General features: G+C 66.0%; 20 protein-coding genes and 2 pseudogenes. 11 read left to right on the forward strand and 11 right to left on the reverse strand.

Annotation, left to right across the window (positions count from 1 at the left end; all coding sequences use genetic code 11):
- Nucleotides 1-65 precede the first annotated feature (65 nt).
- Nucleotides 66-452 (reverse strand): DUF1844 domain-containing protein, encoded by a 387-nt coding sequence (locus NG696_RS10280; RefSeq protein WP_252575331.1) that lies wholly within the window; start codon nt 450-452, stop codon nt 66-68.
- Between the two features lie 387 nt (nt 453-839).
- Here NG696_RS10280 and infC point away from each other — a divergent pair.
- Nucleotides 840-1241 (forward strand): annotated as a pseudogene (infC, locus tag NG696_RS21110) (translation initiation factor IF-3); the annotation flags it as partial.
- 320 nt (nt 1242-1561) lie between these two features.
- Here the strand turns inward: infC and NG696_RS21115 are convergent.
- Nucleotides 1562-1879, reverse strand: a pseudogene (locus NG696_RS21115) (hypothetical protein); the annotation flags it as partial.
- 129 nt (nt 1880-2008) lie between these two features.
- On the opposite strand from NG696_RS21115, the gene rpmI reads away from it, so the two are divergent.
- The 3 genes from rpmI (at nt 2009) to NG696_RS10300 (ending at nt 3721) form a co-directional block, all read left to right on the forward strand.
- A complete protein-coding gene (gene rpmI, locus NG696_RS10290) occupies nt 2009-2203 on the forward strand; it encodes a 50S ribosomal protein L35 (RefSeq protein ID WP_009358635.1) in 195 nt (64 codons plus the stop codon).
- A gap of 119 nt (nt 2204-2322) precedes the next feature.
- Complete coding sequence (gene rplT, locus NG696_RS10295; protein ID WP_056342954.1) at nt 2323-2778, forward strand: 50S ribosomal protein L20; 456 nt, start codon at nt 2323-2325, stop codon at nt 2776-2778.
- A 49-nt stretch (nt 2779-2827) separates the two neighbouring features.
- Nucleotides 2828-3721 (forward strand): TrmH family RNA methyltransferase, encoded by an 894-nt coding sequence (locus tag NG696_RS10300; protein ID WP_252564714.1) that lies wholly within the window; start codon nt 2828-2830, stop codon nt 3719-3721.
- 78 nt (nt 3722-3799) lie between these two features.
- Here the strand turns inward: NG696_RS10300 and NG696_RS10305 are convergent, their stop codons facing one another.
- Nucleotides 3800-4075, reverse strand: a complete 276-nt coding sequence (locus tag NG696_RS10305; RefSeq protein ID WP_056342958.1) for a GlsB/YeaQ/YmgE family stress response membrane protein — start codon at nt 4073-4075, stop codon at nt 3800-3802.
- Between the two features lie 203 nt (nt 4076-4278).
- Here NG696_RS10305 and NG696_RS10310 point away from each other — a divergent pair, with 203 nt between their 5' ends.
- Entirely contained in the window at nt 4279-5283 is a 1005-nt protein-coding gene (locus tag NG696_RS10310) for a cation diffusion facilitator family transporter (RefSeq protein WP_252564712.1), read from the forward strand.
- A gap of 59 nt (nt 5284-5342) precedes the next feature.
- Here the strand turns inward: NG696_RS10310 and NG696_RS10315 are convergent, their stop codons facing one another.
- Nucleotides 5343-6551 (reverse strand): MFS transporter, encoded by a 1209-nt coding sequence (locus NG696_RS10315; protein ID WP_252564710.1) that lies wholly within the window; start codon nt 6549-6551, stop codon nt 5343-5345.
- A 66-nt stretch (nt 6552-6617) separates the two neighbouring features.
- On the opposite strand from NG696_RS10315, the gene NG696_RS10320 reads away from it, so the two are divergent.
- Entirely contained in the window at nt 6618-7070 is a 453-nt protein-coding gene (locus tag NG696_RS10320) for a (deoxy)nucleoside triphosphate pyrophosphohydrolase (protein ID WP_252575332.1), read from the forward strand.
- A 10-nt stretch (nt 7071-7080) separates the two neighbouring features.
- On the opposite strand, the gene NG696_RS10325 is transcribed toward NG696_RS10320, so the two are convergent.
- From NG696_RS10325 to NG696_RS10335, 3 genes are all read right to left on the reverse strand, one after another.
- Nucleotides 7081-8196: an Rv2578c family radical SAM protein gene (locus NG696_RS10325; RefSeq protein WP_252575333.1), complete on the reverse strand. Its 1116-nt coding sequence runs from the start codon at nt 8194-8196 to the stop codon at nt 7081-7083.
- Between the two features lie 145 nt (nt 8197-8341).
- Nucleotides 8342-8986 carry an SIMPL domain-containing protein gene (locus NG696_RS10330; protein ID WP_252564704.1) on the reverse strand — a complete coding sequence of 215 codons (645 nt, stop codon included), beginning with the start codon at nt 8984-8986 and terminating at the stop codon, nt 8342-8344.
- 2 nt (nt 8987-8988) lie between these two features.
- A complete protein-coding gene (locus NG696_RS10335; protein ID WP_252575334.1) occupies nt 8989-9471 on the reverse strand; it encodes a hypothetical protein in 483 nt (160 codons plus the stop codon).
- A gap of 201 nt (nt 9472-9672) precedes the next feature.
- Here NG696_RS10335 and pheS point away from each other — a divergent pair, with 201 nt between their 5' ends.
- From pheS to NG696_RS10350, 3 genes are read left to right on the forward strand one after another with little or no spacing between them, the layout of a single operon-like run.
- Nucleotides 9673-10734: a phenylalanine--tRNA ligase subunit alpha gene (pheS, locus tag NG696_RS10340; RefSeq protein ID WP_252575335.1), complete on the forward strand. Its 1062-nt coding sequence runs from the start codon at nt 9673-9675 to the stop codon at nt 10732-10734.
- Nucleotides 10735-10736: 2 nt separating this feature from the next.
- Nucleotides 10737-13280, forward strand: coding sequence for a phenylalanine--tRNA ligase subunit beta (gene pheT / locus NG696_RS10345; RefSeq protein WP_252575336.1), 2544 nt, complete (start codon nt 10737-10739; stop codon nt 13278-13280).
- A gap of 45 nt (nt 13281-13325) precedes the next feature.
- The gene (locus NG696_RS10350; protein ID WP_252575337.1) at nt 13326-14000 is read left to right on the forward strand and encodes a 4'-phosphopantetheinyl transferase family protein; all 675 of its coding nucleotides are present in this window, start codon (nt 13326-13328) and stop codon (nt 13998-14000) included.
- Between the two features lie 45 nt (nt 14001-14045).
- Here NG696_RS10350 and NG696_RS10355 read toward each other — a convergent pair whose 3' ends face one another.
- The 4 genes from NG696_RS10355 to NG696_RS10370 all read right to left on the reverse strand — a co-directional run bounded on the left by NG696_RS10355 (nt 14046) and on the right by NG696_RS10370 (nt 21733).
- The gene (locus tag NG696_RS10355; RefSeq protein ID WP_374208650.1) at nt 14046-15401 is read right to left on the reverse strand and encodes a M1 family metallopeptidase; all 1356 of its coding nucleotides are present in this window, start codon (nt 15399-15401) and stop codon (nt 14046-14048) included.
- Nucleotides 15402-15477: 76 nt separating this feature from the next.
- The gene (locus tag NG696_RS10360; RefSeq protein WP_252575351.1) at nt 15478-19338 is read right to left on the reverse strand and encodes a Pls/PosA family non-ribosomal peptide synthetase; all 3861 of its coding nucleotides are present in this window, start codon (nt 19336-19338) and stop codon (nt 15478-15480) included.
- 185 nt (nt 19339-19523) lie between these two features.
- Nucleotides 19524-20486, reverse strand: a complete 963-nt coding sequence (locus tag NG696_RS10365; protein WP_252575338.1) for a quinone oxidoreductase family protein — start codon at nt 20484-20486, stop codon at nt 19524-19526.
- A gap of 155 nt (nt 20487-20641) precedes the next feature.
- The gene (locus NG696_RS10370; protein ID WP_252575339.1) at nt 20642-21733 is read right to left on the reverse strand and encodes a fatty acid desaturase family protein; all 1092 of its coding nucleotides are present in this window, start codon (nt 21731-21733) and stop codon (nt 20642-20644) included.
- Nucleotides 21734-21907: 174 nt separating this feature from the next.
- Here NG696_RS10370 and argC point away from each other — a divergent pair, with 174 nt between their 5' ends.
- Entirely contained in the window at nt 21908-22939 is a 1032-nt protein-coding gene (gene argC / locus NG696_RS10375) for an N-acetyl-gamma-glutamyl-phosphate reductase (RefSeq protein ID WP_252564688.1), read from the forward strand.
- Complete coding sequence (gene argJ, locus NG696_RS10380) at nt 22936-24102, forward strand: bifunctional glutamate N-acetyltransferase/amino-acid acetyltransferase ArgJ (protein ID WP_252564686.1); 1167 nt, start codon at nt 22936-22938, stop codon at nt 24100-24102. Before argC ends, argJ begins: the two co-directional genes overlap by 4 nt.
- The last annotated feature ends 27 nt before the right edge of the window (nt 24103-24129 follow it).

Genomic DNA, 24129 nt, shown 5'->3' on the forward strand with positions numbered 1-24129 from the left:
CGGCGGAGGGTCCGTGTGGACCGTCCGCCGCCGTCGTCGTACTTTGTGAAGTTTGCTCGTTGGGGCTAGTTGACGGCGCCGGTGTACTTCTCGCCCGGGCCCTTGCCCGGGGCATCCGGGATGACGGATTCCTCGCGGAACGCGAGCTGCAGGGAACGCAGGCCATCGCGCAACGGGCCGGCGTGCTGGGATCCGATTTCGGGGGCCGCTGAGGTCACCAGTCCGGCAAGGGCGGTGATGAGCTTGCGGGCCTCGTCCAGGTCCTTGAGTTCCTCGGCATTGTCCTCGGCGGCGAGGCCCAGCTTGACCGCGGCTGCGCTCATCAAGTGCACTGCGGCCGTGGTGATGACCTCGATGGCCGGCACCTCCGATATATCGCGGATTTGCTGGGACACGTCAGCCTTGGCGGCCGGGGCCTCGAAAACGTGTGAATTACTGTCTGGGGTGCTCATACTGGTAAGCTTGTCACAGACCGACTGGATGTCGTTATTTTGCTGTGGAAGGTCCCATCAACGCTTAGCTGCGTTAGGCGGGATTTGTTCTGTAGAATGACATGCAGTTTGCAAGCGGAGTACCCTCCCACCCGCGTCAGCCGTTTTCCCGGCGGAAGTAATTCCTGAGGAAGCAAGGTTGCCGGGTATCGGTCGGACAGTTCTTTCAGGCGTTGAGCCTGGGGAAGTGCGCACTGCCTCTAGTGAGGTCGGTGCATCCGATCATCGAGGCCTTCGATTGCTCCGGCAATTGGGGGCCTTCTCTATTTGCCGGTGGAATACCACATCAATCACAGGAGCTTTAACATTAGCGAGCCAAGAATCAATGAGCGTATCCGCGTCCCCGAGGTGCGGTTGGTCGGTCCTGCAGGTGAACAGGTAGGAATCGTCCGTATTGACGATGCCCTGCGTTTGGCTGCCGAGTCCGATCTTGATCTCGTTGAAGTTGCACCGCAGGCCAAGCCTCCGGTGTGCAAGCTGATGGACTTCGGCAAGTACAAGTACGAGGCCGCCGTCAAGGCACGTGAAGCACGGAAGAACCAGACCAACACTGTTCTGAAGGAAATCCGCTTCCGCCTCAAGATTGACACCCACGACTACGAGACCAAGCGCGGCCATGCACTGCGCTTCCTCGGTGCCGGTGACAAGGTCAAGGCCATGATCCAGTTCCGCGGCCGTGAGCAGCAGCGTCCGGAAATGGGCATCCGCCTGCTCCAGCGCTTCGCTGACGATGTCGCCGAAGTGGGCGTTGTTGAGTCCAGCCCGCGTATCGATGGCCGCAACATGGTCATGGTTGTGGGCCCGCTGAAGAACAAGGCCGAAGCCAAGGCTGAGGCACGCCGCGCATCGCAGCGTGCAGAGGCCAAGGCGCAGAACGAAGCGAAAGCTACGGGCGGCGGCCGCATCGACGTCTCCGGCGACGACCAGGCACCGCTGACGCAGTCGCTGGCTGACCTTCTTCCGGAAGGTTTCGCCATCACCACGGAGCCGGAAACCGAAGCTCCGGCACAGCCTGAAACGCCTGTTGAAGCCGCTCCGGAAGCCGAAGCACCTGTCAAGGAAGCTCCGGCGAAGGAGGCTCCCGTCCAGGAAGCCGCCGCGAAGGAGGCTCCCGTCCAGGAAGCCGCCGCGAAGGCAGCCCCCGTAAAGGAAGCCGCCGTCCAGGAGGCGCCCAAGCAGGCTGCCCCGAGGGCTGCTGCTCCCAAGCGTGAGGCTCCCAAGGCAGCCCCGGCGCCGGTCAAGGCTCCTGTCGCTGCCAAGCCCGCCGGAGCTGCGGCTCCGGCAGCCCCGAGGCCGCCGGTGCCGATGCCTAAGCCGATCGCCCGGCCGGCAGCGCCGAAGCCTGCTGCAAGGCCTGCCCCCAAGGCAGCTCCGAAGCCGGCTGGCAAGAAGACTACCTAGTTCAAAGCTGCGGGAGGTTATCCTCCTGCAGTACGCAACCAGCATGCCGCCTGCAGGGGTGGCTGCTCGAAAGAACTGCAGACAATGTCTGTGGACACGTAAGGAGATCGGTTCCCATGCCGAAGATGAAGACCCACAGTGGTGCTAAGAAGCGCTTCAAGCTGACCGGCAGCGGCAAGCTGCGCCGCCAGCAGGCCAACCGCCGCCACTACCTTGAGCACAAGTCCTCCAGGCTGACTCGTCGCCTCGCCGGCGACAAGATTGTCTTCAAGGGTGACGCTAAGGTCATCCGGAAGATGCTCGGCATCTAAGTTCCAAGTTCTCTGACTGATGCCACCTGGCAGCAGTCAACTACCAAAAAGGCTTCTCAGGCCAGCCGGTTGTTCCGGCAGTAGATGCTTGGGATCAGAATTTTCGAAGGAGTACGCACGTGGCACGTGTGAAGAGGGCGGTCAACGCCCACAAGAAGCGCCGGGTTATCCTTGAACGCGCAAAGGGCTACCGTGGACAGCGTTCACGCCTGTACCGCAAGGCCAAAGAGCAGCTGCTGCACTCGTTTGTGTACAGCTACGGCGACCGCAAGAAGAAGAAGGGCGACTTCCGCCGCCTGTGGATCCAGCGCATCAATGCTGCATCCCGCGCCAACGGCCTGACTTACAACCGTCTGATCCAGGGCCTGAAGGCCGCTGAGGTTGAGGTTGACCGCCGTATGCTTGCTGAGCTGGCCGTTTCGGATGCGAACGCATTCGCCGCGCTGGTGAAGATCGCCAAGGATTCCCTGCCTGCTGACACGTCCGCTCCGGCCGTCGAGGCTGCAGCCCCCAAGGCTGCCAAGGCACCCAAGGCCAAGGCTGCAAAGCCTGCCGCTGACGTAGCTGCCAAGTAGCACCCACGCCAGTTCGAGGACTGGTGGCTGAAGCCACTAAGGTTCTTATATGAACGAAACCGGGCGCCCGCAAGACTTTCCACTCTCCAACCCCCGAGCTGATCGGGTGAGGAAGGTGGCACAGCTTGCCGGGCGCCCGGCCCGTTTAAAGCGCAGCGAGTTTCTGGCGGAGGGTCCCCAGGCTGTCCGTGAGGCCCTGACCCTGCACCAGAAAAGGATTGCAGCGGGGGAGCCCGGCGTCGTCTATGAGGTGTACGCGAGCGAGGCCTGCCTCGACCGGCACCCGGACCTGGAGGCTCTCGCGGAGGGCATTGACGCATACCTTACTACCGACGAAGTGCTGGCCGCGATGGCGGACACGGTAACCCCGCAGGGCATTCTCGCGGTCTGCGGTTTCCTGGACGTGAGCCTTAAGCAGGTCCTCGACGCAGGCCCGCGGCTGATTGCAGTGCTGTGTCAGGTCCGGGACCCCGGCAACGCCGGCACCGTGCTCCGGGCAGCTGACGCGGCAGGGGCGGACGCCGTCATCCTGACCTCGTCCAGCGTTGACATCTATAACCCCAAGGCGGTCCGTTCCACCGCCGGTTCCCTGTTCCATCTGCCCGTCGTCCTGGGCGCCGATATTGGGGACGTGGCAGCCGCCTGCCGCGCGCGGGGGATTGGCATACTGGCCGCCGACGGCGACGGTGACGTCAACCTGGATACGCTCCAGGACGAAAACGCCGCCCGCCGGATCGCAGGCCCTGGCGTCGAATCGCTGTTCGCCTTGGAGGGGCCCACAGCGTGGCTATTCGGAAACGAAGCGCAGGGGCTCGCCGAAGATGAACTGGCCTTGGCCGATCACCGGGTGGCCGTGCCCGTTTACGGCGCAGCGGAAAGCTTGAACCTCGGCACAGCGGCAACAGTGTGCCTCTACGCGAGTGCCAGGTCCCAGAAAGCGTGACTGAATACGTGACCTAAAGGCAGGGCCCCGGACGTTCTCCGGGGCCCTTGCTGTATGAATCAGATGAGGTGTGGGTAATCAGGGCGCCCGGGTGCTCTTGCTGCGTCCCGTGATGGCGCCGTAGACGCCGGCAACTACCAGGCCGCCTACGATAGCCAGGATCCAAGTACCCAGATCAAAGAAGGCAAGGTCACCCTTGCCGAACAGGAGGCTGCCAATCCAGCCGCCTACAATTGCGCCGACCACGCCGAGCACGAGACTCGTCACCCAGCCGCCGCCGACTTTGCCCGGCATAACGGCTTTAACGATGGCCCCTACGATGAGGCCGAGAATAATCCAAGCAAGAAAACCCATGTCTCCTCCTTCATATTCGTCGGGATTAAACGTCCCGATTAGTGTTCAAGCTAACATACGGCCCTTCTAATGTCAGCAGGCTTAGTGCATGTCAGGGATGCGTCTTCTGCACCCGAAAAGGTACGGTGTTCGTGGGCGGAGCCGACTGCGGCGCCGCGAATATCCCTGCTTGTTCTTGAAACCTGTGAAGAGGAGAAGCCTCCGTGGCTGCAAATGGCGGTACCAAGGCGATCGTCGCGGCCCTAGCCGCAAACCTGACCATCGCCGTCCTGAAATTCGTGGCCTTTTTTCTGACGGCATCCTCGTCAATGCTGGCCGAAGCCATCCACTCCGTGGCCGACTCGGGCAACCAACTGCTGCTCCTGATCGGCGGCAAGCGCGCCAGGAAGGCTGCCAGCCTAGAGCACCCGTTCGGGTATGGCCGGGAACGCTACATTTACGCTTTTATCGTCTCGATCGTGCTCTTCAGCGTGGGCGGGCTTTTCGCACTGTTCGAAGCGTGGGAGAAGTTGCAGCACCCGCACGCCATCGAAGGGGACTTCTGGTGGGTTCCTCTGGCGGTGCTGATCGGTGCCATTGTTGCTGAGTCCTTCTCGTTCCGGACCGCCATCATCGAATCTAACCACGTCCGCGGCAAGCAGGGCTGGGTGAGCTTTGTGCGCACGGCCAAGCAGCCGGAGCTGCCGGTCATCCTGCTGGAAGACCTCGGGGCGCTTCTTGGCCTTGTGTTCGCGCTCGTGGGTGTGAGCATGACCCTCGTCACCGGCAACGGGATCTGGGACGCCGCGGGTACCGGCATGATCGGCTTGCTGCTCGTGGCCATCGCTGTGGTGCTGGCTATCGAAACCAAGTCCCTGCTGCTGGGCGAGTCCGCCACCCGGGATGACGTGGCCCGCATCAGTGAGGCCATCGAGGCCGGGGGACACAACCGCATCATCCACCTCAAGACCCTTCACCTCGGACCGGAGGAGCTGTTGGTGGCCGCCAAGATCTCCGTGAGTGCCGCAGAAACCGGCCGGGACATCGCCGCCGCGATTGATAGTGCAGAGTCCCGAATCCGCACGGCCGTTCCGATGGCCCGGGTGATCTACCTCGAACCGGATCTGCACCGCGAGGACAGTCGCACGGACGAGGACTCAGGCGCCGGTCAGGTTCCCAGTGCCGGCCAGATAGCCGCGGAGGCCGGGGCTCAGGACCTGCAGGCCTGACGCTCCTGCCTCAGCGCACCGAATGCTTCGGTGAAGCCGCTGCCCGCCCGTTCCCAGTATCAGGCGGCCAGCGGCTTTTTGCGTTCCAGGACGCCGCTGGTCACCGCGATGCCAAAGCCCAGGACTGCCAACACGGCGCCCACGAGCGCGGGTGCCACGAAGCCCCAGCCCCAGGCGATCACTACGCCCCCCAGGAAGGCGCCAAGGGCATTGGCAACGTTAAGCGCGGCGTGGTTGAGCGAAGAAGCGAGGGAGGGGGCGTCCGGCGACGCATCCAACAAACGGGTCTGCAAGGCCGGGATCAGCATGGAGCCGGACGCTCCCACCACAAAGACCATCACCAGGGCTGACCAGGGCCAGTGCACAGCCACCGCGTAAACCACCAGTGCGACGGCGATCCCGGGCAGGACCCAGTACAGCGTCCCCATCACCGACTTGTCGGCCAGCCTGCCGCCGACGACCGTACCCGCCACCATGCCCAGCCCGTAGAGTGCTACCACAATGGGCAGCAGCGACGCCGGAATCCCGGCCACCAGGGTCATGGTGTGGGCAATGTAGGTGTAGGTCGCGAAGAAGCCACCAAAGCCCACGATGCCGATCAGGATGGCCAGCCACACCTGAAGCCGTTTGAGCGCACCGAGTTCGCGGCGGATGCTCGCGTCAGGATGAGGTGCCTGGTACGGAACATAGCGCCACAGCAGGACCAGCGTCAGCAAGCCAATGCCTCCTACGAGGAGGAACAGCAGCCGCCAGCCAAAGGTCTGGCCGACCCAGGTGGCCGCGGGTACGCCGATGACGTTCGAAACGGACAGGCCCGCCATCACCATGGAGATGGCCCAACCGCGACGGGTGGGGGAAACCAGGGAGGCGGCGATCACGGCCGCGACCCCGAAGAAGGCACCGTGCGGCAGTCCGGCTGCAAACCGGGAAACCAGCATGCTGCCGTAGTCGGGAGCAAGATAGGAGGTCAGGTTGGCCAGCGTGAAGAACAGCATGAGGCCGAGCGCGAGGTGTTTGCGTGGCAGTTTGGCACCGACTGCGGCGAGCAGCGGCGCGCCCACCACGACTCCGAGGGCATAGGCGGAAATGAGGTGCCCGGCCTCCGGGGTGCTGATGCGGAGTCCTTGTTCCACCTCTTTCAACAGGCCCATCATGGTGAACTCCGTGACACCGATGCCGACGCCGCCCATAGCCAGCGCCAAAATTGCTGCGCCAACGTGCGGAGTCTTCGCCCTGGAAGCGGTGGAGGTTTGGACGACGCTGCTCATGTGCCTGCTTTTCAAAGGGGATGCTGGGGGAAGGCCCCAAACCATTCTCCCTCATAGACTGGGGCGGTGAGTGGACTGATACAGGTAGTTGGCGGAGCAATAGTGGACTCGTTGGCGAACCCTGCGCGCATGCTGGTGGCTAGGCGGACTGCTCCCGAGCAGTTCGCCGGATTTTGGGAATTTCCCGGCGGAAAAGTGGATGCCGGTGAGGAATGCGAGGCCGCATTGCACCGGGAACTGAGTGAGGAGCTCGGCGTGCGTGTCCGGCTGGGGCTCGAGCTCCCGGCAGCGGCGGCCACCGGATGGCGGCTGAACGACCGGGCAAGCATGCGGGTCTGGCTGGCCGAAATTATCCAGGGCGAGCCGCAACCCCTCGAGGACCACGACGCATTACGCTGGGTCGCGCTGACGGACCACCGGGAAGTGCTGGACCTGCTCTGGATCCCGGCCGATTTCCCCATTGTCGAAGCCCTCCTGCACTCACTCAGCGCGCAGCAGCCAGACACGCACGCGCGTTGAAATCCTGACGTCAGAACAGGGTAGGTTGACGGAGCGCTGTTGCTTCGTCGGCGTTCCGAAAGTCAGCGCCTGCTGTCCCGGGGACAGGCAGGATTCCTTCCGGATACTGGGCTTCCTCGCCGCGGGGATCGTCCGCCAGATCGCGGTGGCTGAAACCGTGGCCGCTGGTGAAGCCGTGCCGCTGCTTGAAGTAGCGGACTTTGGCGGCGAGCCACGTGCGGTATTCCTTGGACGCGTAGGACCCTGTTTCGTAGAGGCGCCGGTAGCGGCCAGCCAGTTCCGGATGGTTCTTGGCAATCCACTGCATAAACCACTCGCGTGTACCCGGCTTCAGGTAAAGGGCGCCGGCCGTCACCCCCGTGGCTCCTGCTGCGGCCAGGGAGCTGAAGAGGGCATCGAGCGCTTCGTCGCTGTCAGAGAGCCACGGCAGGATGGGCATCGCCATAACGCCGCAGGGGAGCCCGGCCTCGCGCAAGCGGGAGACGAGTTTCAGCCGCGCACGCGGCCCCGGCGTGCCTGGTTCCACAGCTTCCGAGAGTGCCTCGTCCGTCATGGCCAGGGAAATGCCCACCCCTACCGGCACCTGGGCGGCAGCCCTCTTCAGGAGCGGAATGTCCCGGGCCAGCAACGTCCCCTTGGTGAGGATGGACAATGGCGTGCCTGAGTCAGCCAGCGCCGTGATGATTCCCGGCATCAGCTGGTAGCGGCCCTCGGCCCGCTGGTAGGGGTCCGTGTTGGTGCCAAGCGCCACCTGGTGGCGGCCCCAGGACGGCTTAGCCAGCTCCTTCCGGAGGATCTCGGCGGCATTGACCTTGACCACCACCTGGCTGTCGAAATCCAGCCCGGCGTCAAAGTCCAGGTACGTGTGGCTCTTGCGCGCAAAACAGTAAACACAGGCATGGCTGCAGCCGCGGTACGGGTTCACGGTCCATTCGAACGGCATCCGCGACCCGGCCACCACCTTGTTGAGCACCGATTTGGCGGTGACCTCATGGAAGGTGATGCCGGCGAATTCGGGGGTGGTCACAGAACGGACCAACCCGGCAAGGGGGAGCAGGGCAGGTGATGGGCCACTTCCGAGGTCATCGGCGGGCCGGGGCATCAGTGCTTGTGCATCCCATCTCATATCCCCCATTCGAATATATGTTCGAACTTAAGTCAAGGGCCGGGCGCTGCGGAAGTCCGCACGCCGGGCTCACCTCCGGCCCTGCGGAACCCTGGACCCTGGACTTCCCACGGGAACCGTCACCCTTTACTTCCCACGGGAAACGTCAGGCCTGCAGTTCCCACACCACGGTGACGCTGGCGTTAATGCTCGCGTGGCCCGCTTCCACATTGATGGCTTCGCTGGCGGCGGCGCGCTGGATCCGCGCCACCGGAACCGGCCCGGGCGCATCGGGGCGCTCGGCAACGGACATCACCGCGCCAAGCCGCGCGGACGCCAGGGATGCAAACTGTTCGGCCCTGGCAGCGGCATCCTGCCAGGCAGCTTCCCGGGCGAGGGAAGCGACGGCTGACTCATCCGAGAAGCCAAGCTCGAGTCCGTTCAGGCGCACGTCATCGCCGCCGGCATCTACTGCGGCCGCTATGACAGCGGACGCCGCGCTCACCTGCCGCAGGCGCACGGTGAGCACACTGGAGGTCACGTACCCGGTCACCTGCTGGCCCCCGCCGTCGCGCCAGACGACCTCCGGCCGGACATTCAGCCCGGAGGTCCGGATGTCCGCGTCAGCCACGCCGTGCCGGCGGAGCGCACCGGATACAGCCCCGGATGCTGTTCCCGCATCCGCGTAGGCGGCGCCCACGCTGTCCCGCCGGCACTCGACGCCCACAGAAATCGTCAGTAAGTCGGGTGGCGCCTCAGCCGTCCCCGTCCCGGTAACGGTGATGGTCCTGGTGTTGGGTTCGCCCGTCATTGTCAGACCTCGATTCTGCCGGCCCCATGCGGCGCCGGCTTTGGTGTCCTGATGTCAACGTAACCGCCGGCTGCCAGGCCGGCCTGCCGCTCGAAGAAATTTGCCGACGCCGGATTGCCCGTCCGGAGCTGCGACCAGCCGGCGGCCAGGAAATACAGCGGAAGGAAGGGCAGCCCCAGGCAGTAGGCGTACTGGCTGCAGTGCTTTTCCTCATGCCCCAGAAGCGCCGGATTGGACGTCAGTTCTTCAGTCCGGATCCGGCAGATGACCACGTTGCCCAGGGTGAAAGCCCCCGCAAACGGAATGCGCCACCGGTAGCCGGACGCTATGACCAGCCCGCGGGGGCCTTTGCTGACGGCGGTTCCCGCAGCCGCGGCAACGGCCAGGCCCAGCAGGGTAGTGCCGTTGGCCAGGTTGGCGAACTGCCGTACCCGCTGCCCCGGCGTCAACAGCTGCGCGGCTGCCCGGCCCTGCCCTGGTGTCATGAGGCCATGGTAGCCGGAGCCTTCACTTAGACTGGAGGATAGTGGCCGCCAGTTTTGACCGGTGTGCCCTGACCTGGTCATCGAGTGCATTCATCAAGCATGGATTCACGGAATGACCTGCCAGTGACGGATGCGCTGCGGGGAAACCGCGCACGGCTGCACCGCTCACCGGCAGCCCCGACTCGTAGCTAAGAACAGTAGATGACTGAAACTTTGCCGGGCGCCGCCATCCCGAACCCTACGGATGAAGCCGCCATCACCGCCGCTGTAGACCAGGCCATCGCCGCCATCGCCGGCGCTGGCTCCCTTGACGAACTCAAGGCGGTGAGGCTGGCCCACACCGGTGAGAAGTCACCGCTCAGCCTGGCCAACCGGGAGATCGGCGGCCTGCCGAAAGACCAGAAAGCCGTAGCCGGAAAGCTCATGGGCTCATCCCGGGGCCGGGTCAACAAGGCGCTCGCGGACCGCACGGCCGAGCTGGAAGCTCAAAACGACGCCCGGATCCTGCTGGAAGAGACAGTGGACGTCACTGCCGCGCCGCGCCGTCGTCGGGCCGGAGCACGGCACCCGCTCTCCACCCTGCAGGACCGAGTGGCGGACATCTTTGTTGGCATGGGCTGGGAAATCGCCGAAGGCCCCGAGGTTGAATCCGAGTGGTTCAACTTCGACGCGCTCAACTTCAAGCCGGACCATCCGGCCCGCGAAATGCAGGACACGTTCTTCGTGGAGCCGCCCGAGGCGCACCTCCTGATGCGTACCCACACCTCGCCGGTCCAGGTCCGCTCCATGCTGGAACGCGAAGTGCCGATCTACGTGCTGTGCCCCGGCAAGGTGTTCCGCACCGACGAGCTTGACGCCACGCACACCCCGGTGTTCCACCAGTTCGAGGGCCTGGCCATCGACAAGCGCCTGAGCATGGCAGACCTCCGCGGAACACTGGAGCACTTCGCCCGGCAGATGTTCGGCGACGAAGCCCAGATCCGGCTGCGCCCCAACTACTTCCCGTTTACCGAGCCGTCCGCCGAGCTGGACATCTGGCACCCGGGCGCCAAGGGCGGCCCGCGGTGGATCGAGTGGGGCGGCTGCGGCATGGTCAACCCCAACGTGCTCCGCGCGGCGGGCATCGACCCTGACATCTATTCAGGTTTTGCCTTTGGCATGGGCATCGAGCGCACCCTGATGTTCCGCAACGAGGTGGGCGACATGCGCGACATGATCGAAGGCGATGTACGTTTCAGCGAGCACTTCGGGATGGAGATCTAACAGTGCGTATCCCACTTTCCTGGCTGCGTGAATTCGCAGCAGTACCGGCCGGAGCAACGGCCGAAGACGTGATGGCCGAACTGGTCAAGGTCGGTTTTGAAGAAGAGGACGTTCACCGCCCCACGGACACCCTTCAGGGTCCGGTTGTGGTGGGCCAGGTCCTGAGCATCGTCAAGGAGCCCCAGACCAACGGTAAAACCATCAACTGGTGCCAGGTCCGGGTTGTCCCCGAAGGCCAGGAACAGACCCTGACCGGCGAAGGCATCGACCCGTCCGGCGTGCAGGGGATCATCTGCGGCGCCCACAACTTCGTTGAGGGCGACAAAGTAGTGGTCACCCTGCCCGGCGCGGTCCTGCCCGGCGACTTCCGGATCTCCGCCCGGAAGACCTACGGCCACCTGTCCGCCGGCATGATCGCCTCCGTCCGCGAGCTTGGCATCGGAGAGGACCACGACGGCATCCTGGTCCTGTCCCGCATCGGGCTTGATCCGGAAATCGGCACGGACGCCATGGAACTGCTCGGCCTCTATGACCAGGCAGCCGAGATCAACGTGACCCCGGACCGCGGCTACGCGTTCTCCATCCGTGGTGTGGCCCGTGAATACGCCCACGCCACCGGCACCGTATTCACGGACCCCGCTACCAAGGTCCAGGCCCCGTCGGAACTTTCCGGTGGCTACGGCGTCAAGCTCAACGACGACGCTCCCATCTACGGCAAGCCTGGCTGCGACCGTTTCGTGGCCCGCACCGTCCGTGGCGTCGACGCCACCAAGCCGACGCCCCCGTGGATGACCTCGCGGCTGCGGCTTGCCGGGATCCGCTCCATCTCCCTGCCCGTGGACATTTCCAACTACGTGATGCTCGAGCTTGGCCAGCCCACACACTGCTATGACCTGGACAAGCTGTCCGGCGACATCGTGGTCCGGCGTGCCGTGGCGGGGGAGAAGATCACCACCCTGGACGACAAGGAGCGCACGCTCGACGTCGAGGACCTCCTCATCACCGACAGTTCCGGCGCGATCGGCATTGCCGGCGTGATGGGCGGCGCAGCCACCGAGGTGAGCGATTCGACGTCGAACGTCCTGGTGGAAGCGGCGCACTTCGACGAGGTGTCCATTGGCCGTTCCCGCCGCCGGCACAAGCTGCCGTCCGAGGCGTCCAAGCGCTTCGAGCGCGGCGTCGACTGGCACGTGGCGGACATAGCCGCCCAGCGTGTTGTTGACCTCCTGGTGGAACTCGCCGGTGGGGTTGCCGACCAGGCGGGGACCGACGTCGGGACCGCGCCGGACGCCGTGACCATCGCGCTGCCGGCAGCCTTCGCCGCCCAGCGGATCGGCATCGATTTCACGGAAGAACAGATCACCACCTCGCTAGTGGACCTGGGTGCCGTGGTGGAAAAAGCGGACGGCGGCTGGACCGTTACCGCCCCCAGCTGGCGCAACGACCTGGAAACCAAGGAAGACCTTTCCGAGGAAATCGCGCGGCTGGTGGGCTACGACAACATCCCCGCCACCCTTCCGGTGGCCCCTCCGGGACGTGGCCTGACCCGCGTGCAACAGCAGCGCCGTCGGCTCATCCAGTCACTGGCTGACGCCGGTCTGACCGAAGTCCTCGCCTACCCGTTCGTCTCCAAGGCGGCCAACGACACATTCGGCGTCGCCGAGCTGGGTGCTGCCCGGAGCGCGGTCAAGCTGGCGAACCCGATCAGCGAGGAACACGGCTTCCTGCGCACGTCCATCCTCCCCGGGCTCATCGAGGTGGCCAAGCGGAACTACTCCCGCGGCTTCCGCGACCTGGCGCTCTTCGAGTCGGGCCTCGTTTTCCTACCGGGCGAGACCGTGGGCACGCCGTCCATCCCGCCGCTGGGCGTCAAGCCTTCCGACGAGGTGCTGGATGCACTGTACGACGGCGTTCCGGACCAGCCGCTGTACGTCGCCGCTGTCCTCACGGGCCACGATTCACCCGCTGCCGCCGGCCACACGCCGCGCTTGTGGGACTGGTCCGACGCGCTGGACATCGCGCGGCTCGCCGGGGACGTCCTGGGTGTGGAGGTTGTGGTCAGCCAGGGTGCGCACCAGGCGTTCCACCCGGGCCGTGCCGCGCAGCTCTCGCTGCGGACCGGTGAAGTAGTGGGTTACGCCGGCGAGCTGCACCCGAAGCTCCTGGCCGCGCACGACATGCCTGCCCGTTCGGTGGCGCTGGAATTCAACGCGGATGCGCTGTTCGAGGCAGCCGCGGATGTGATTGTGGCCCGCCACATCTCCACGTTCCCGGTGGCCACCCAGGACGTTGCCCTGGTGGTGCCGCAGGACATTCCCGCGGACCAGGTCCTCGAGGCGCTCCGCGAAGGCGCCGGCGAGCTGCTGGAGGACGTGGCGCTGTTCGACGTCTACGCCGGCAAGGGTATTGAAGAAGGCAAGAAATCGCTGGCCTTCGGCTTGCGTTTCCGGGCATCGGACCGGACGCTGACGGCCGATGAAGCCTCGGCTGCGCGCGAAAGCGCTGTGGCCCTGGCGGCAGAGCGCTTCGGCGCCGTCCAGCGCTAAGCACGGATCCGGATGGCAGGGCCGGGACCAGAGATGGCGGGGCCGGTGGCGCCAGTGCCGGTTCTGCGGTCCTGGTCTCTCGGATTACAGGGAGGGCAGGATCCGACGGCGGGCCGCCAGTCAATAGTTCTGGGGCCCGCCGAGCTGGCCCGCGCAGCTGCCCTGGCACCCGGCCCGCGGGCCGTTTTTGTCGCTGGCCGGCGTGCCCTGCGAAGGTTCGCAGCAGAATTGCTGGACGTCCCGGCGTCTGACCTCACCACTCACTTCAGCTGCCCCCGGTGCGGCTCCGGCCCCGAGCTATCGCACGGCAGGCCGGGCTATACGCTCAGGGGAGAGCCGCTGCCGCTCGCGCTGAGCCTGTCCCGTAGTTCCGGGTGGATCCTGTTGGGCGCCGTGGTGGATCCACCTGCCGGAGTCACGATGGGCCTGGACCTGGCGGACCCGTCCGGCATGGCCTTTGAGGGGTTCGACGGCGTGGCCCTCACCGCCGCCGAGCGCGCGGCCCTGGCCGGGATGGCCGGGCCCCTGCTGCTTCAGGCGCGGGCACGGCTCTGGGCGCGCAAGGAAGCCTGGCTCAAGATGACGGGCGACGGTCTCGCCACGGCGCCGGACACTCTCGACGTTTTGTCGCGCCCGGAAATCCGGGACCTGGCCGCCGGCGAGGCGGGCCTCCCGCTCAAATTTCGCGCCGCCGTCGCGGTTTCGCGCGGCGGCAGCTAGCGCACCGGCCGAATGCAGCGGCGGCCTGCCAGCGCACTCTGCCTGTCAGCGCACTGGCAGCGGCGGAAGTGCTGCCTCGAGCAGCCACGGGTGAAGCAGCGCCTCGGTGTCGAGGCCGGTGGCCCGGTCCGCGGCGAGGATAAAGGCCGCCGTGGACACTGAACCGTGACGGTGGGCATCCGTCCAGTCGTGCAGCAGCGCAAAGAATGCCAGGTCGCCGCAACGGATCCGCAGAGCATGGAGGGCCAGGGCGCCCCGCTTGTAGACGCGGTCATCAAACATCAGCTCCGGTCCGGGGTCGCCCACGATGATGTCCTGGCTGCCGGCGGCCAGCTTCCGCCAGGCTGCGGCGGCCCGGTTCGCGACAGGAAGGACGCCCGCCTCCTCCGACCAGATCCACTCCGCGTAGCACGCGAAGCCCTCGTGGAGCCAGATGTCCGACCAGGATGCGGCAGTGAGGGAGTTCCCGAACCACTGGTGCGCGAGCTCGTGGGCGATGAGCCGCTGGGATTCCCACTCCTGCGTCAGGTGGTTCCGGCCCAGAATGGAGAGCGTCTGCGCTTCGAGCGGTATTTCCAGCTCGTCTTCGGTCACCACCACAGAGTATTCAGGGAAAGGGTAGGGCCCGAAACAGTTGGCAAAGGTGCGCATCATCTCAGGCTGCCTCGCCAGGCCTTCGCGGGCCGCATCGACCAACAGCGGCGGGACGGCGGCGAACTGCGGAACCTGCCCGTCCACGGGGAAGGGAGTCAGGGCGAGGAACTCATACCGGCCGATCTGGACCGTGGCAAGGTAGGTGGCCATGGGCTCGGTCTGTTCGTAGACCCAGGTCTCGCGGCTTGCCCTGCCGGTGTGGGAGATCAGGGTGCCGTTACACACGGCCCGGTAATTGGCGTCGGTGGTCACACTGATCCGGTAGCTGGCCTTGTCACCGGGGTGGTCGTTGCACGGGAACCATGAGGCGGCACCGTTCGGCTGGCCGGCCACAAGGACGCCGTCGGTGAGTTCCTCCCAGCCCACCTCGCCCCAGAACCCGCGCCGGGGACCAGGGTTGCCTTCGTAGCGGATGTCGAGAGTAAATTCCTCGCCCGCCGGCAGCGCGGCCTCGGGCACAATGACCAACTGCCCTGCGCGCTGGCTGAACTTCTTTACCCGGCGCCCGCTGAGCTGGATCTTCGTGGCCCGGAGCCCGGTAAGGTCCAGCACGAGGGCCGCCGTCGCGTACTGCGTGACTGCGTTCAGGACCGCGCGCCCGCTCAGGCGGTTATTGCTGAGCTTGTAGTCAATGTCCAGTTCGTAGCGGCTGACCTTGTACGCGTTCGTGCCATGGCCGGGCATATAGGGGTCAGGCGCAGATGCGCCGTGCTCCGAGTTGCGTGCAGGGCCGGTACTCGCGGCCATGGGGCTCGGTGCGGGGGAACTCATAAGACGGTCTTTCCGATCAGCGTAGGGCGGCAGGACAGCTGGTACTGCGGGGCTAGCGTGGTTTGGGAGCGGACGCTGCGGGACCACTCCAGGGGCTCACCGGGTTGCCCATCCAATAGGTCGCGGCGGGAACAGATTCGCCCCGCATCACCAGCGACGCCGGTCCTACAGTTCCACCGCTGCCGATGCTCGCCTGCGGCAGGATGACGCCGTGGGGCCCCATGGTTGCTCCGTCTTCGAGGGTAACAGTGTCCAGGCTCATGACCCGGTCATGGAACAGGTGCGTCTGGACCACACAGCCACGGTTGACCGTGGAGTTCCGCCCGAGGGTGACCAGGTCCGCTTCGGGAAGCCAGTAGCTTTCGCACCACGTGCCGCGGCCGATCCGCGCGCCGAGCGCCCGGAGCCACCAGACCAGGGCCGGGGTTCCGGTGGCTGCCCGCGCGAACCAGGGGGCGCCCACCATTTCGATAAACGTATCCACCACCTCGTTGCGCCAAATGAACGAGCTCCAGAGTGGATGCTCGCCGGCACGGATCCGGCCCACGAGGACCCATTTGGCGACGACGGCGCTGCCCGCGGCCACCGCGCCCGCCAGCAGCATCACGACGCCGCCCAGGGCTGCGGCAATCCCGTAGTTGTAGGCGGCAGCCAGCCAGTCAAAAGCAAGCATCACGCCGGCGGCGATCGCCACCGTTACCACCACGGGGATGAAGCGGCCCAGTTCCCAGAGGCAGCGGGCAAACTTGAGCCGCAGCGGCGGCTGGTAGGTGCGGGTGTCGTCCGAGGCGATGGCGGTGCGCCGGAGCCGCACAGGCGGGCTGCCCAGCCAGGATGTCCCGGACTTGGCCTTGGCCGGTGTGGCCGACAGGACGGCGACAAGGGAGTTCTTGGGGACATTCCGGCCGGCTGCGGTCATGCCCGAGTTGCCCAGGAAGGAGCGTTTGCCGATCTTCGCGGGCGCAATCCGCAGCCACCCGCCGTCGAGCTCGTAGGAGGCCACCATGGTGTCGTCGGCCAGGAAAGCGCCCTCGCCTACGGTGGTCATCTTGGGGATGAGCAGGACCGTGGAGGCTTCGACGTTCTTGCCGATCTTGGCACCGAGCAGGCGCAGCCAGACCGGAGTGAAGAGACTGGCATAAACAGGGAAGAGCAGGTCGCGGGCCAGGTCCAGCACACGTTCCGTGGCCCAGACCTGCCAGCCGATCCGGCTGCGGACGCGGTAGTAGCCCTCCGCCAGGCCGATTCCGAGCAAGCGGGTGCTGGCCAAAATCAGCAGGAGGTTGACGACGAACCACACAAGGGCCGCGGGTGCGAGGGCGAGCAAGAGCTGCGGGACGGCTGCGGAGAGTGATTTGCTGCCCTGGATGAAGGCAAAGACCACCAATGCCGCGGCAGTGGCAGACACGTAGGGAATCAGGGCCAGCACGGCGGAAGCCACGGCGAATCCGGCGAACCAGAGCCGGCCAATCAGCCGATGTTCTGCAGGAGTGTCCGGCAGCGAGTGCTTGGCCTTGCCCCGGCGCTCGGCGGGGGAGCCGGCAACGTGGTGGCCGGCCTTCACCTTGCCGAGGACGGCCGAGCCGGGCTCCACCTGGGCTTCGGCGCCGATGGAAGCGCCGGGCATCAGCGTGCTGCGCGCCCCGACGCTGGCTCCTGCCCCGATACGGACGGCCCCGATGTGGACGATATCCCCGTCGATCCACCAGCCGGAAAGATCCACCTCAGGCTCGACGTTGGAGCCACTGCCCAGGGAAAGCATCCCGGTGACAGGCGGCAGCGAGTGCAGTTGGACGTTGTTGCCGATCTTGGCGCCCAACGCCCGGGCGTAGTACGGCACCCATGGTGCGCTGGCGAGGCTGATGGCCCCGGCGAGGTCCTGGATCTGTTCGGCCAGCCAGAGGCGCAGGTGCACCCGTCCGGAGCGCGGGTACGTTCCGGGCCCCACCTTCCGGAGCAGCATCCGGGCCGCGGCCACGGAAATCAGCATCCGGCCGGCCGGGGAGACGAAGACGAGCCAGGAGGCGGCCACCCACCACCAGGAAACGGTGGGGGCAGCGCTGAAGCCGGCCAACGCGGCCAGCACGTTGTTGGCCGCCATGAGGTAGGTCAGCCAGCGCATTCCCACCAGGATGTGCAAGGGAATGCCCATCAGCGTCTGGAAGACCTGGGACTTGAACGCGGTGGGGCGTACAGTCCGGGACGGCGCAGGTCCGGTGGCCACTCCGTCGGGAAGGGTCTGGCGGGCCGCATCGATCAGGGCACCGATCCTGGGTGTGGCATAGATGTCGGCGACCGTGATGGTCGGGTACCGGACCCTGAGGGCTGAGACCAGCTGGGCAGCGGACAGGGAGCCGCCGCCGTAGGCGAAGAAGTCGGCGTCGAGGCTTGTTACGGTGCTGCCAAGGACTGCAGTCCACTGTTCGGTCACCCAGGAGGCATCTTCGGGCAGGTTCAAGGGGGCAGCGTCGGCCTCCGCCGCGCCGGTCCCGGTCAGCGGCCAGGGCAGGGCATGGCGGTCCACCTTGCCGCTGGTTTTGGTAGGCAGGGAGTCGACGACGGTCAGCAGCGGAATGAGCGGCGCGGGGAGGCTCGCTGCCAGGAGTTCGCGGGCGGCCACCAGATCCAGGTCAGGGTCGGCGGCGGCCAGGTAGCCCACCAGGATCTGGTTGCCCGCAGCGGTTGTCCGTACTGCCGCCGCGGCTCCGGCAACGTGCGGGAGGGCCTGCAGGGCGGCGTCAATTTCGCCCAGTTCGATCCGGCGTCCACCGAGCTTGACCTGTTCGTCGGCGCGGCCCACAAAGATCAGTCCGGCGGCTTCGAAGCGGACCAGGTCGCCCGAACGGTAGGCGCGATCCCAGCCGAAGGACGGCATGGGCGCGTACTTGACCCGGTCCTTGTCCGGGTCAAGGTAACGGGCCAGTCCGACGCCGCCGATAATCAGTTCGCCGATCTCCCCTTCGCCGACGGGCAGTCCTTCAGCATCCACCACTGCCAGGTCCCAGCCGTCCAGGGGCAGTCCGATCCGGACCGGACCGGGGCCACCCAGGGGAGCCGCGCAGGCCACTACCGTGGCCTCCGTGGGGCCGTAGGTGTTCCAGACTTCACGGCCCGGGACGGCAAGCCGCTCGGCCAGCTCGGGCGGGCAGGTCTCGCCGCCGAAAATCAGGAGCCGGACGCTCTCCAGGGACTCGGCCGGCCAGAGGGCAGCCAGCGTAGGAACGGTGGACACTGCGGTGATGCCGTGGCTGATGAGCCACGGGCCGAGGTCCGTTCCGGTCCTGACCAGGGCCCGCGGTGCGGGCACCAGGCAGGCGCCATGACGCCAGGCAAGCCACATTTCCTCACACGAGGCATCAAAGGCGACGGAAAGCCCTGCCAGTACCCTGTCATGCGGGCCGAGGGGCTCCGCTTGCAGGAAGATCCGGGCTTCGGCGTCAACAAAGGCGGCGGCGGAGCGGTGCTGGACCGCGACGCCCTTGGGCGTGCCGGTGGAACCGGAGGTAAAGATCACCCACGCGTCATCGCCGGGCTCGGCAGAACGGCTTTCGGCGTGACTACGTTCAGCGGGTTCCGGGGAGTCAGGCACGGAGACCGCGGCCCCACCCGTGAGAACTGCGGCTACACCAGCCTCACCGAAGACGAGCCGAGCACGTTCCTCAGGGTCGTCGGCGTCCACAGGAACGTAGGCGGCACCGATGTGCAGGATAGCGAGAATCGAGATGTAGAGCTCGCTGGTCCCGGACGGAATCCGCACACCTATCCTGTCGCCGGCGCCCAGCCCGGCGGCCTGGAGCTCCCGTCCTTTGGCCCGGACCGCGGCCATCAGGTCGGCGTAGCTCAGGGAACGCCGGCCGTCGTCGAGCGCTGAGGCCTCCGGGAAACGCGCGGCCGAGTCCGCCAGGATGGCCATGAGGGTCCGCTCGGGCGGGGCCAGGGGCAAACCGGCCAGCTGGGGGCGGTAGGGATCTTCCGGCAGGGATGCGGCGACGGTTGACTGATGCTCACTCACGGACGGATTCTGCCTGAGTAAAGTGAACGGAAGGTTCCAAGATTAGTTGAAGACTCATGTTTTTTTCACGCGTGTGCTTGTATCCATCAGGGAACCAGCAGGACCTTGCCCGTGGTACGCCGGCCTTCGAGGTCCTCGTGGGCGCGTCGCGCCTCGGCCAGGGGGTAGGTGGCACCGATCCGGACCAACAGGCGCCCCTTTTCTGCGGCGGCGAAGATCTCCGCCGACCGCCAGCGGCGCTCCTGCTCGTTGAGCAGGAAGTGGGCCAGGGACGGGCGGGTCAACGTCAGCGACCCGCCCGCATTGAGACGCTGCGGATCCACCGGCGGAACGGCTCCCGAGGCTGCCCCGAACAGGACCAGCGTGCCTCTCGTGCGAAGGCAGGAGAGGGAGCCGTCAAAAGTGTTGCGGCCCACCCCGTCGTACACCGCGTCCACGCCCTTCCCGTTGGTGAGCTCGCGGACATGGTGGGGAAAGCCCTCGTAGCGCAACACGTGGTCGGCCCCGGCATCGCGGGCAAGTTCTTCCTTGGCCGCCGAGGAAACCGTCGTGATGACGCGGGCGCCCCTCTCCTTCAGCAGTTGGATCAGCAGCAGGCCGACGCCGCCGGCGCCGGCGTGCGTCAGTACTGTGTGGCCCGGTTCGACCTTGAAGGAGGAATTGATGAGGTAGTGGGCGGTCATGCCTTGGAGCGGCAAGGCAGCCGCCGTCAGGTCGTCGACGCCGTCCGGCACCGGAAGTGCCTTGGCCGCATCGAGCACCGCGTAGCCGGCGTAGCATTTAGTGCCCTCGGCCGTGGCCACCCTGCTGCCAACTGCGAAGTTTTCGACGCCCTCGCCGAGCTCCTCTACAGTCCCAGCGGCTTCCGAGCCAGGCGTAAAGGGGAACGGGACCTGGTACATGCCCCCGCGCTGGTAGGTGTCGATGAAGTTCACCCCGGCTGCCGCCACCTTGATGAGCAACTGGCCAGGGCCCGGCGTCGGACGGTCCACCTCGGCAAGCTCGAGGACTTCCGGACCTCCGGACTGGCGGGCAACGATGGCTTGCATAAAAGGTCTCCTCTCCGGGCGGGGGTTTCCCGCGGCCGGTGTCTCTGACCATCCTAGGGATACCGCTACCGACGACGAAGCGACGGCCGGTAGCTGGCCGTCGCTTCGGGTCATACGGGGCAGAGTCTGGGAGCCCGCGTGGCTCGGGGTGCGTGCTAGAACCGCCGGGTCACCGTTGCCATGGGGCACTCGAAGTGGCGTCCTGCAGCAAGGCCTACATCGTTCAGGTAGCGGACGATGATGCCGTAGGACTGCAGCAGCGTGGTTTCCGTGTAGGGTACCTGGTGCTTCTTGCAGTACTCGCGGACGATCTTGGCTGCCTTATCCAGTTGGGGGCGTGCCATGTCCGGGAAGAGGTGGTGCTCAGCCTGGCGGTTAAGGCCGCCGAGCAGGATGTCCATAAACCGGCCGCCGGAGATGTTCCGTGACGTCAGGACCTGGCGGCTGAAGAAGTCCACGCGGCTGTCCGCGGGCAGGACCGGCATGCCCTTGTGGTTCGGCGCGAAGGAAGCGCCCATGTAGAAACCGAAGACGGCGAGTTGCACGCCGATGAAGGCGAACGCCATTCCGAGCGGCAGGAACGTAAAAGCGAGCGCGGGCAGGAGGCTGAGCCGGACCAGCAAAATGGGAAGCTCTACCCATCGGTGTGTCACCTTGGCCCGGCGGAAGACGAACTTCACGGAATCGATCTGCAGCCCCAGGCCAACAAGGAACAGCAACGGGAAGAAGAACCAGCCCTGCTTGCGGGTCAGGAACGAAAACCGGCCCTGCCGGGTGGCGGCACCTTCGGTGTGGAAGGCGATGGCCCCCGTGGCAATGTCCGGATCCTTCGAAATGACGTTGGGGTGGTTGTGGTGGGCGCCGTGCTTCTGCTCCCACCAGGAATAGCTCATGCCGGCAACCGAGGTGGCCAGGATCCGGGCGGTCCAGTCGTTGGCCCGGCGCGACGCGAAGATCTGGCGGTGCCCGGCCTCGTGGGCCAGGAAACTCAGCTGTGTGCAGAGGACCCCGACGGCCGCGGCGATAAGGAGCTGGAACCAGCTGTCGCCGATCAGGGCAAACCCGAACCAGGTGGCGGCCATGAGGAGTACCAGGCTGGCAAAGAGCGTGATGTAGAAACCGACGCGGCGTTCCAGCAGGCCTTCAGCCTTGACGCTCATCAACAGCTCCGAATAGCTCAGGACAACGGCGTTGGGCTGCCGGACACGCGATTTAGGGCGCTCTGACGTGGGAAGGGTGGTGGTCATGGAGCGGGGCCTCGTAACTGTTTCGGGCAACGCTGCAGCCGACATTCGGACTGCACGGTCAAGATCACCCTCACTCCAGCTTACGCCCTGCTTGTCCACCGGTCCTGGGAATCGATGTAACGCCGATGCATAAATATCGGGCACACTGAATACTTTTGCTGTAAGATTCACGGCATGACTATTTCTGTTGCCGTCTCCGGGGCCAGCGGCTACGCCGGGGGAGAAGTCCTGCGGCTCCTGGCCGGACATCCGGACGTGACCATCGGTGCCATCACCGCGCACAGCAATGCAGGCTCCCGCCTTGGCGAGCTGCAGCCGCACCTGCACGGACTGGCCAGCCGCATCCTGGAAGACACCACCGTGGAGAATCTGTCCGGGCACGATGTCGTGTTCCTGGCACTTCCGCACGGTGCTTCCGCCGAGATCGCGGCACAGCTCCCGGAGGGCACCGTAGTGATCGACGCCGGCGCGGACCACCGCCTCGAAGATCCAACCGCGTGGGAAAAGTTCTACGGCACGGCCCACGCCGGAACGTGGCCCTACGGTCTGCCGGAGCTCCCCGGCCAGCGCGAGGCCCTCAAGGGCGCCACGCGGATCGCCGTCCCGGGCTGCTACCCGACGTCGGCCCTCCTGGCCCTGGCGCCCGGGTTCGCCGCCAAGCTGCTCCAGCCCGACGACGTCGTGATTGTTTCCGCTTCCGGCACCTCTGGTGCGGGCAAGGCCGCGAAAGTGAACCTCATCGGTTCTGAGGTGATGGGCTCCATGAGCCCCTACGGCGTAGGCGGCGGCCACCGCCACACGCCGGAGATCGAGCAGGGCCTCTCCAATGCTGCCGGGGAGAGTGTCACCGTGTCCTTCACCCCGACGCTCGCACCGATGAGCCGCGGCATCCTCACCACGGCCACCGCGGCGGTCAAGCCCGGCACCACCGCGGCGGACCTTCGCCAGGCGTGGGCGGATGCCTACGACGACGAACCGTTTGTCCACTTGCTGCCGGAAGGGCAGTGGCCCGCCACCAAGTCCGTCCAGGGCTCCAACCACGCCGCTATGCAGTTGGCACTGGATGAACACACCGGCCGCGTGATTGTGACGTGCGTCATTGATAACCTCACCAAGGGGACTGCAGGCGGCGCCGTGCAGTCCATGAATATTGCGCTTGGCCTGCCGGAAACCGCCGGCCTCAACCTGCAGGGAGTTGCACCGTGACCGTTACCGCCCCCCTGGGATTCCGCGCCGCCGGCGTCACCGCCGGCCTCAAGACCTCCGGCAAGCCGGACTTCGCCCTGGTGGTCAACGACGGCCCGTCGAAGGCGGCGGCCGCCGTCTTCACCAGCAATCGCGTGGCCGCGGCCCCCGTCCACTGGTCCCGCCAGGTGGTCTCGGACGGCCGCGTGGACGCAGTGGTCCTCAACTCCGGCGGTGCCAACGCCTGTACCGGTCCCCAGGGGTTCCAGAACACCCACAGCACGGCCGAAAAAGTGGCCGCGGTCCTCGGCATCTCCGCGACGGACGTGTTTGTCTGTTCCACCGGCCTGATCGGCGAGCAGCTGCCCATGGACAAGATCCTCCCGGGCGTCGAGGCTGCCTCGGCAGCGCTCAGCACGGACGGCGGGCCGGATGCGGCCAACGCCATCATGACCACAGACTCGGTCCCCAAGTCCGCACTGTTCATCGGCACGGACGCCGACGGCCAGGAGTTCACCATCGGCGGCATCGCCAAGGGCGCCGGCATGCTGGCACCCGGCCTGGCCACCATGCTGGTAGTCCTTACCACTGACGCCGACGTCGAAGCGGAAATGCTCGACATCGTTCTCCGCGACGCCACGCGCGTCACCTTCGACCGGGCTGATTCGGACGGCTGCATGTCCACCAATGACACCGTGGTGCTGCTGGCCTCCGGCGCGTCAGGCGCCGTCCCGTCCGCGGAAGCCTTTGGTGGCGGGCTGACCCAGGTATGCGCCGAACTGGCGCGCAAGCTGATCGGGGACGCCGAAGGCGCCAGCCACGATATCGCCATCCGCACGTTCAACGCGGCCAGCGAGCGGGACGCCGAAACGGTCAGCCGCTCCGTGGCCCGGTCCAACCTGTTCAAGGCAGCCATTTTCGGCAAGGACCCCAACTGGGGCCGCGTGCTGTCCGCTGTGGGCACCACGGACGCCATGTTCGAACCGGACCAGCTCAACGTGGCCATCAACGGCATCCAGATCTGCCGCAACGGCAGCATCGGCGACGACCGAAACCTGGTGGACCTGGAACCCCGCGAAGTACTGGTGGAAATTGACCTGCAGTCCGGTGACGCCGAAGCCACCATCTGGACCAACGACCTCACTCACGACTACGTCCACGAGAACAGCGCCTACTCAAGCTGATCCTCAAGCTAGATCCACCAGCAACCC

Source organism: Pseudarthrobacter cellobiosi (genome assembly GCF_023913755.1).
Lineage (GTDB): Bacteria > Actinomycetota > Actinomycetes > Actinomycetales > Micrococcaceae > Arthrobacter > Arthrobacter cellobiosi.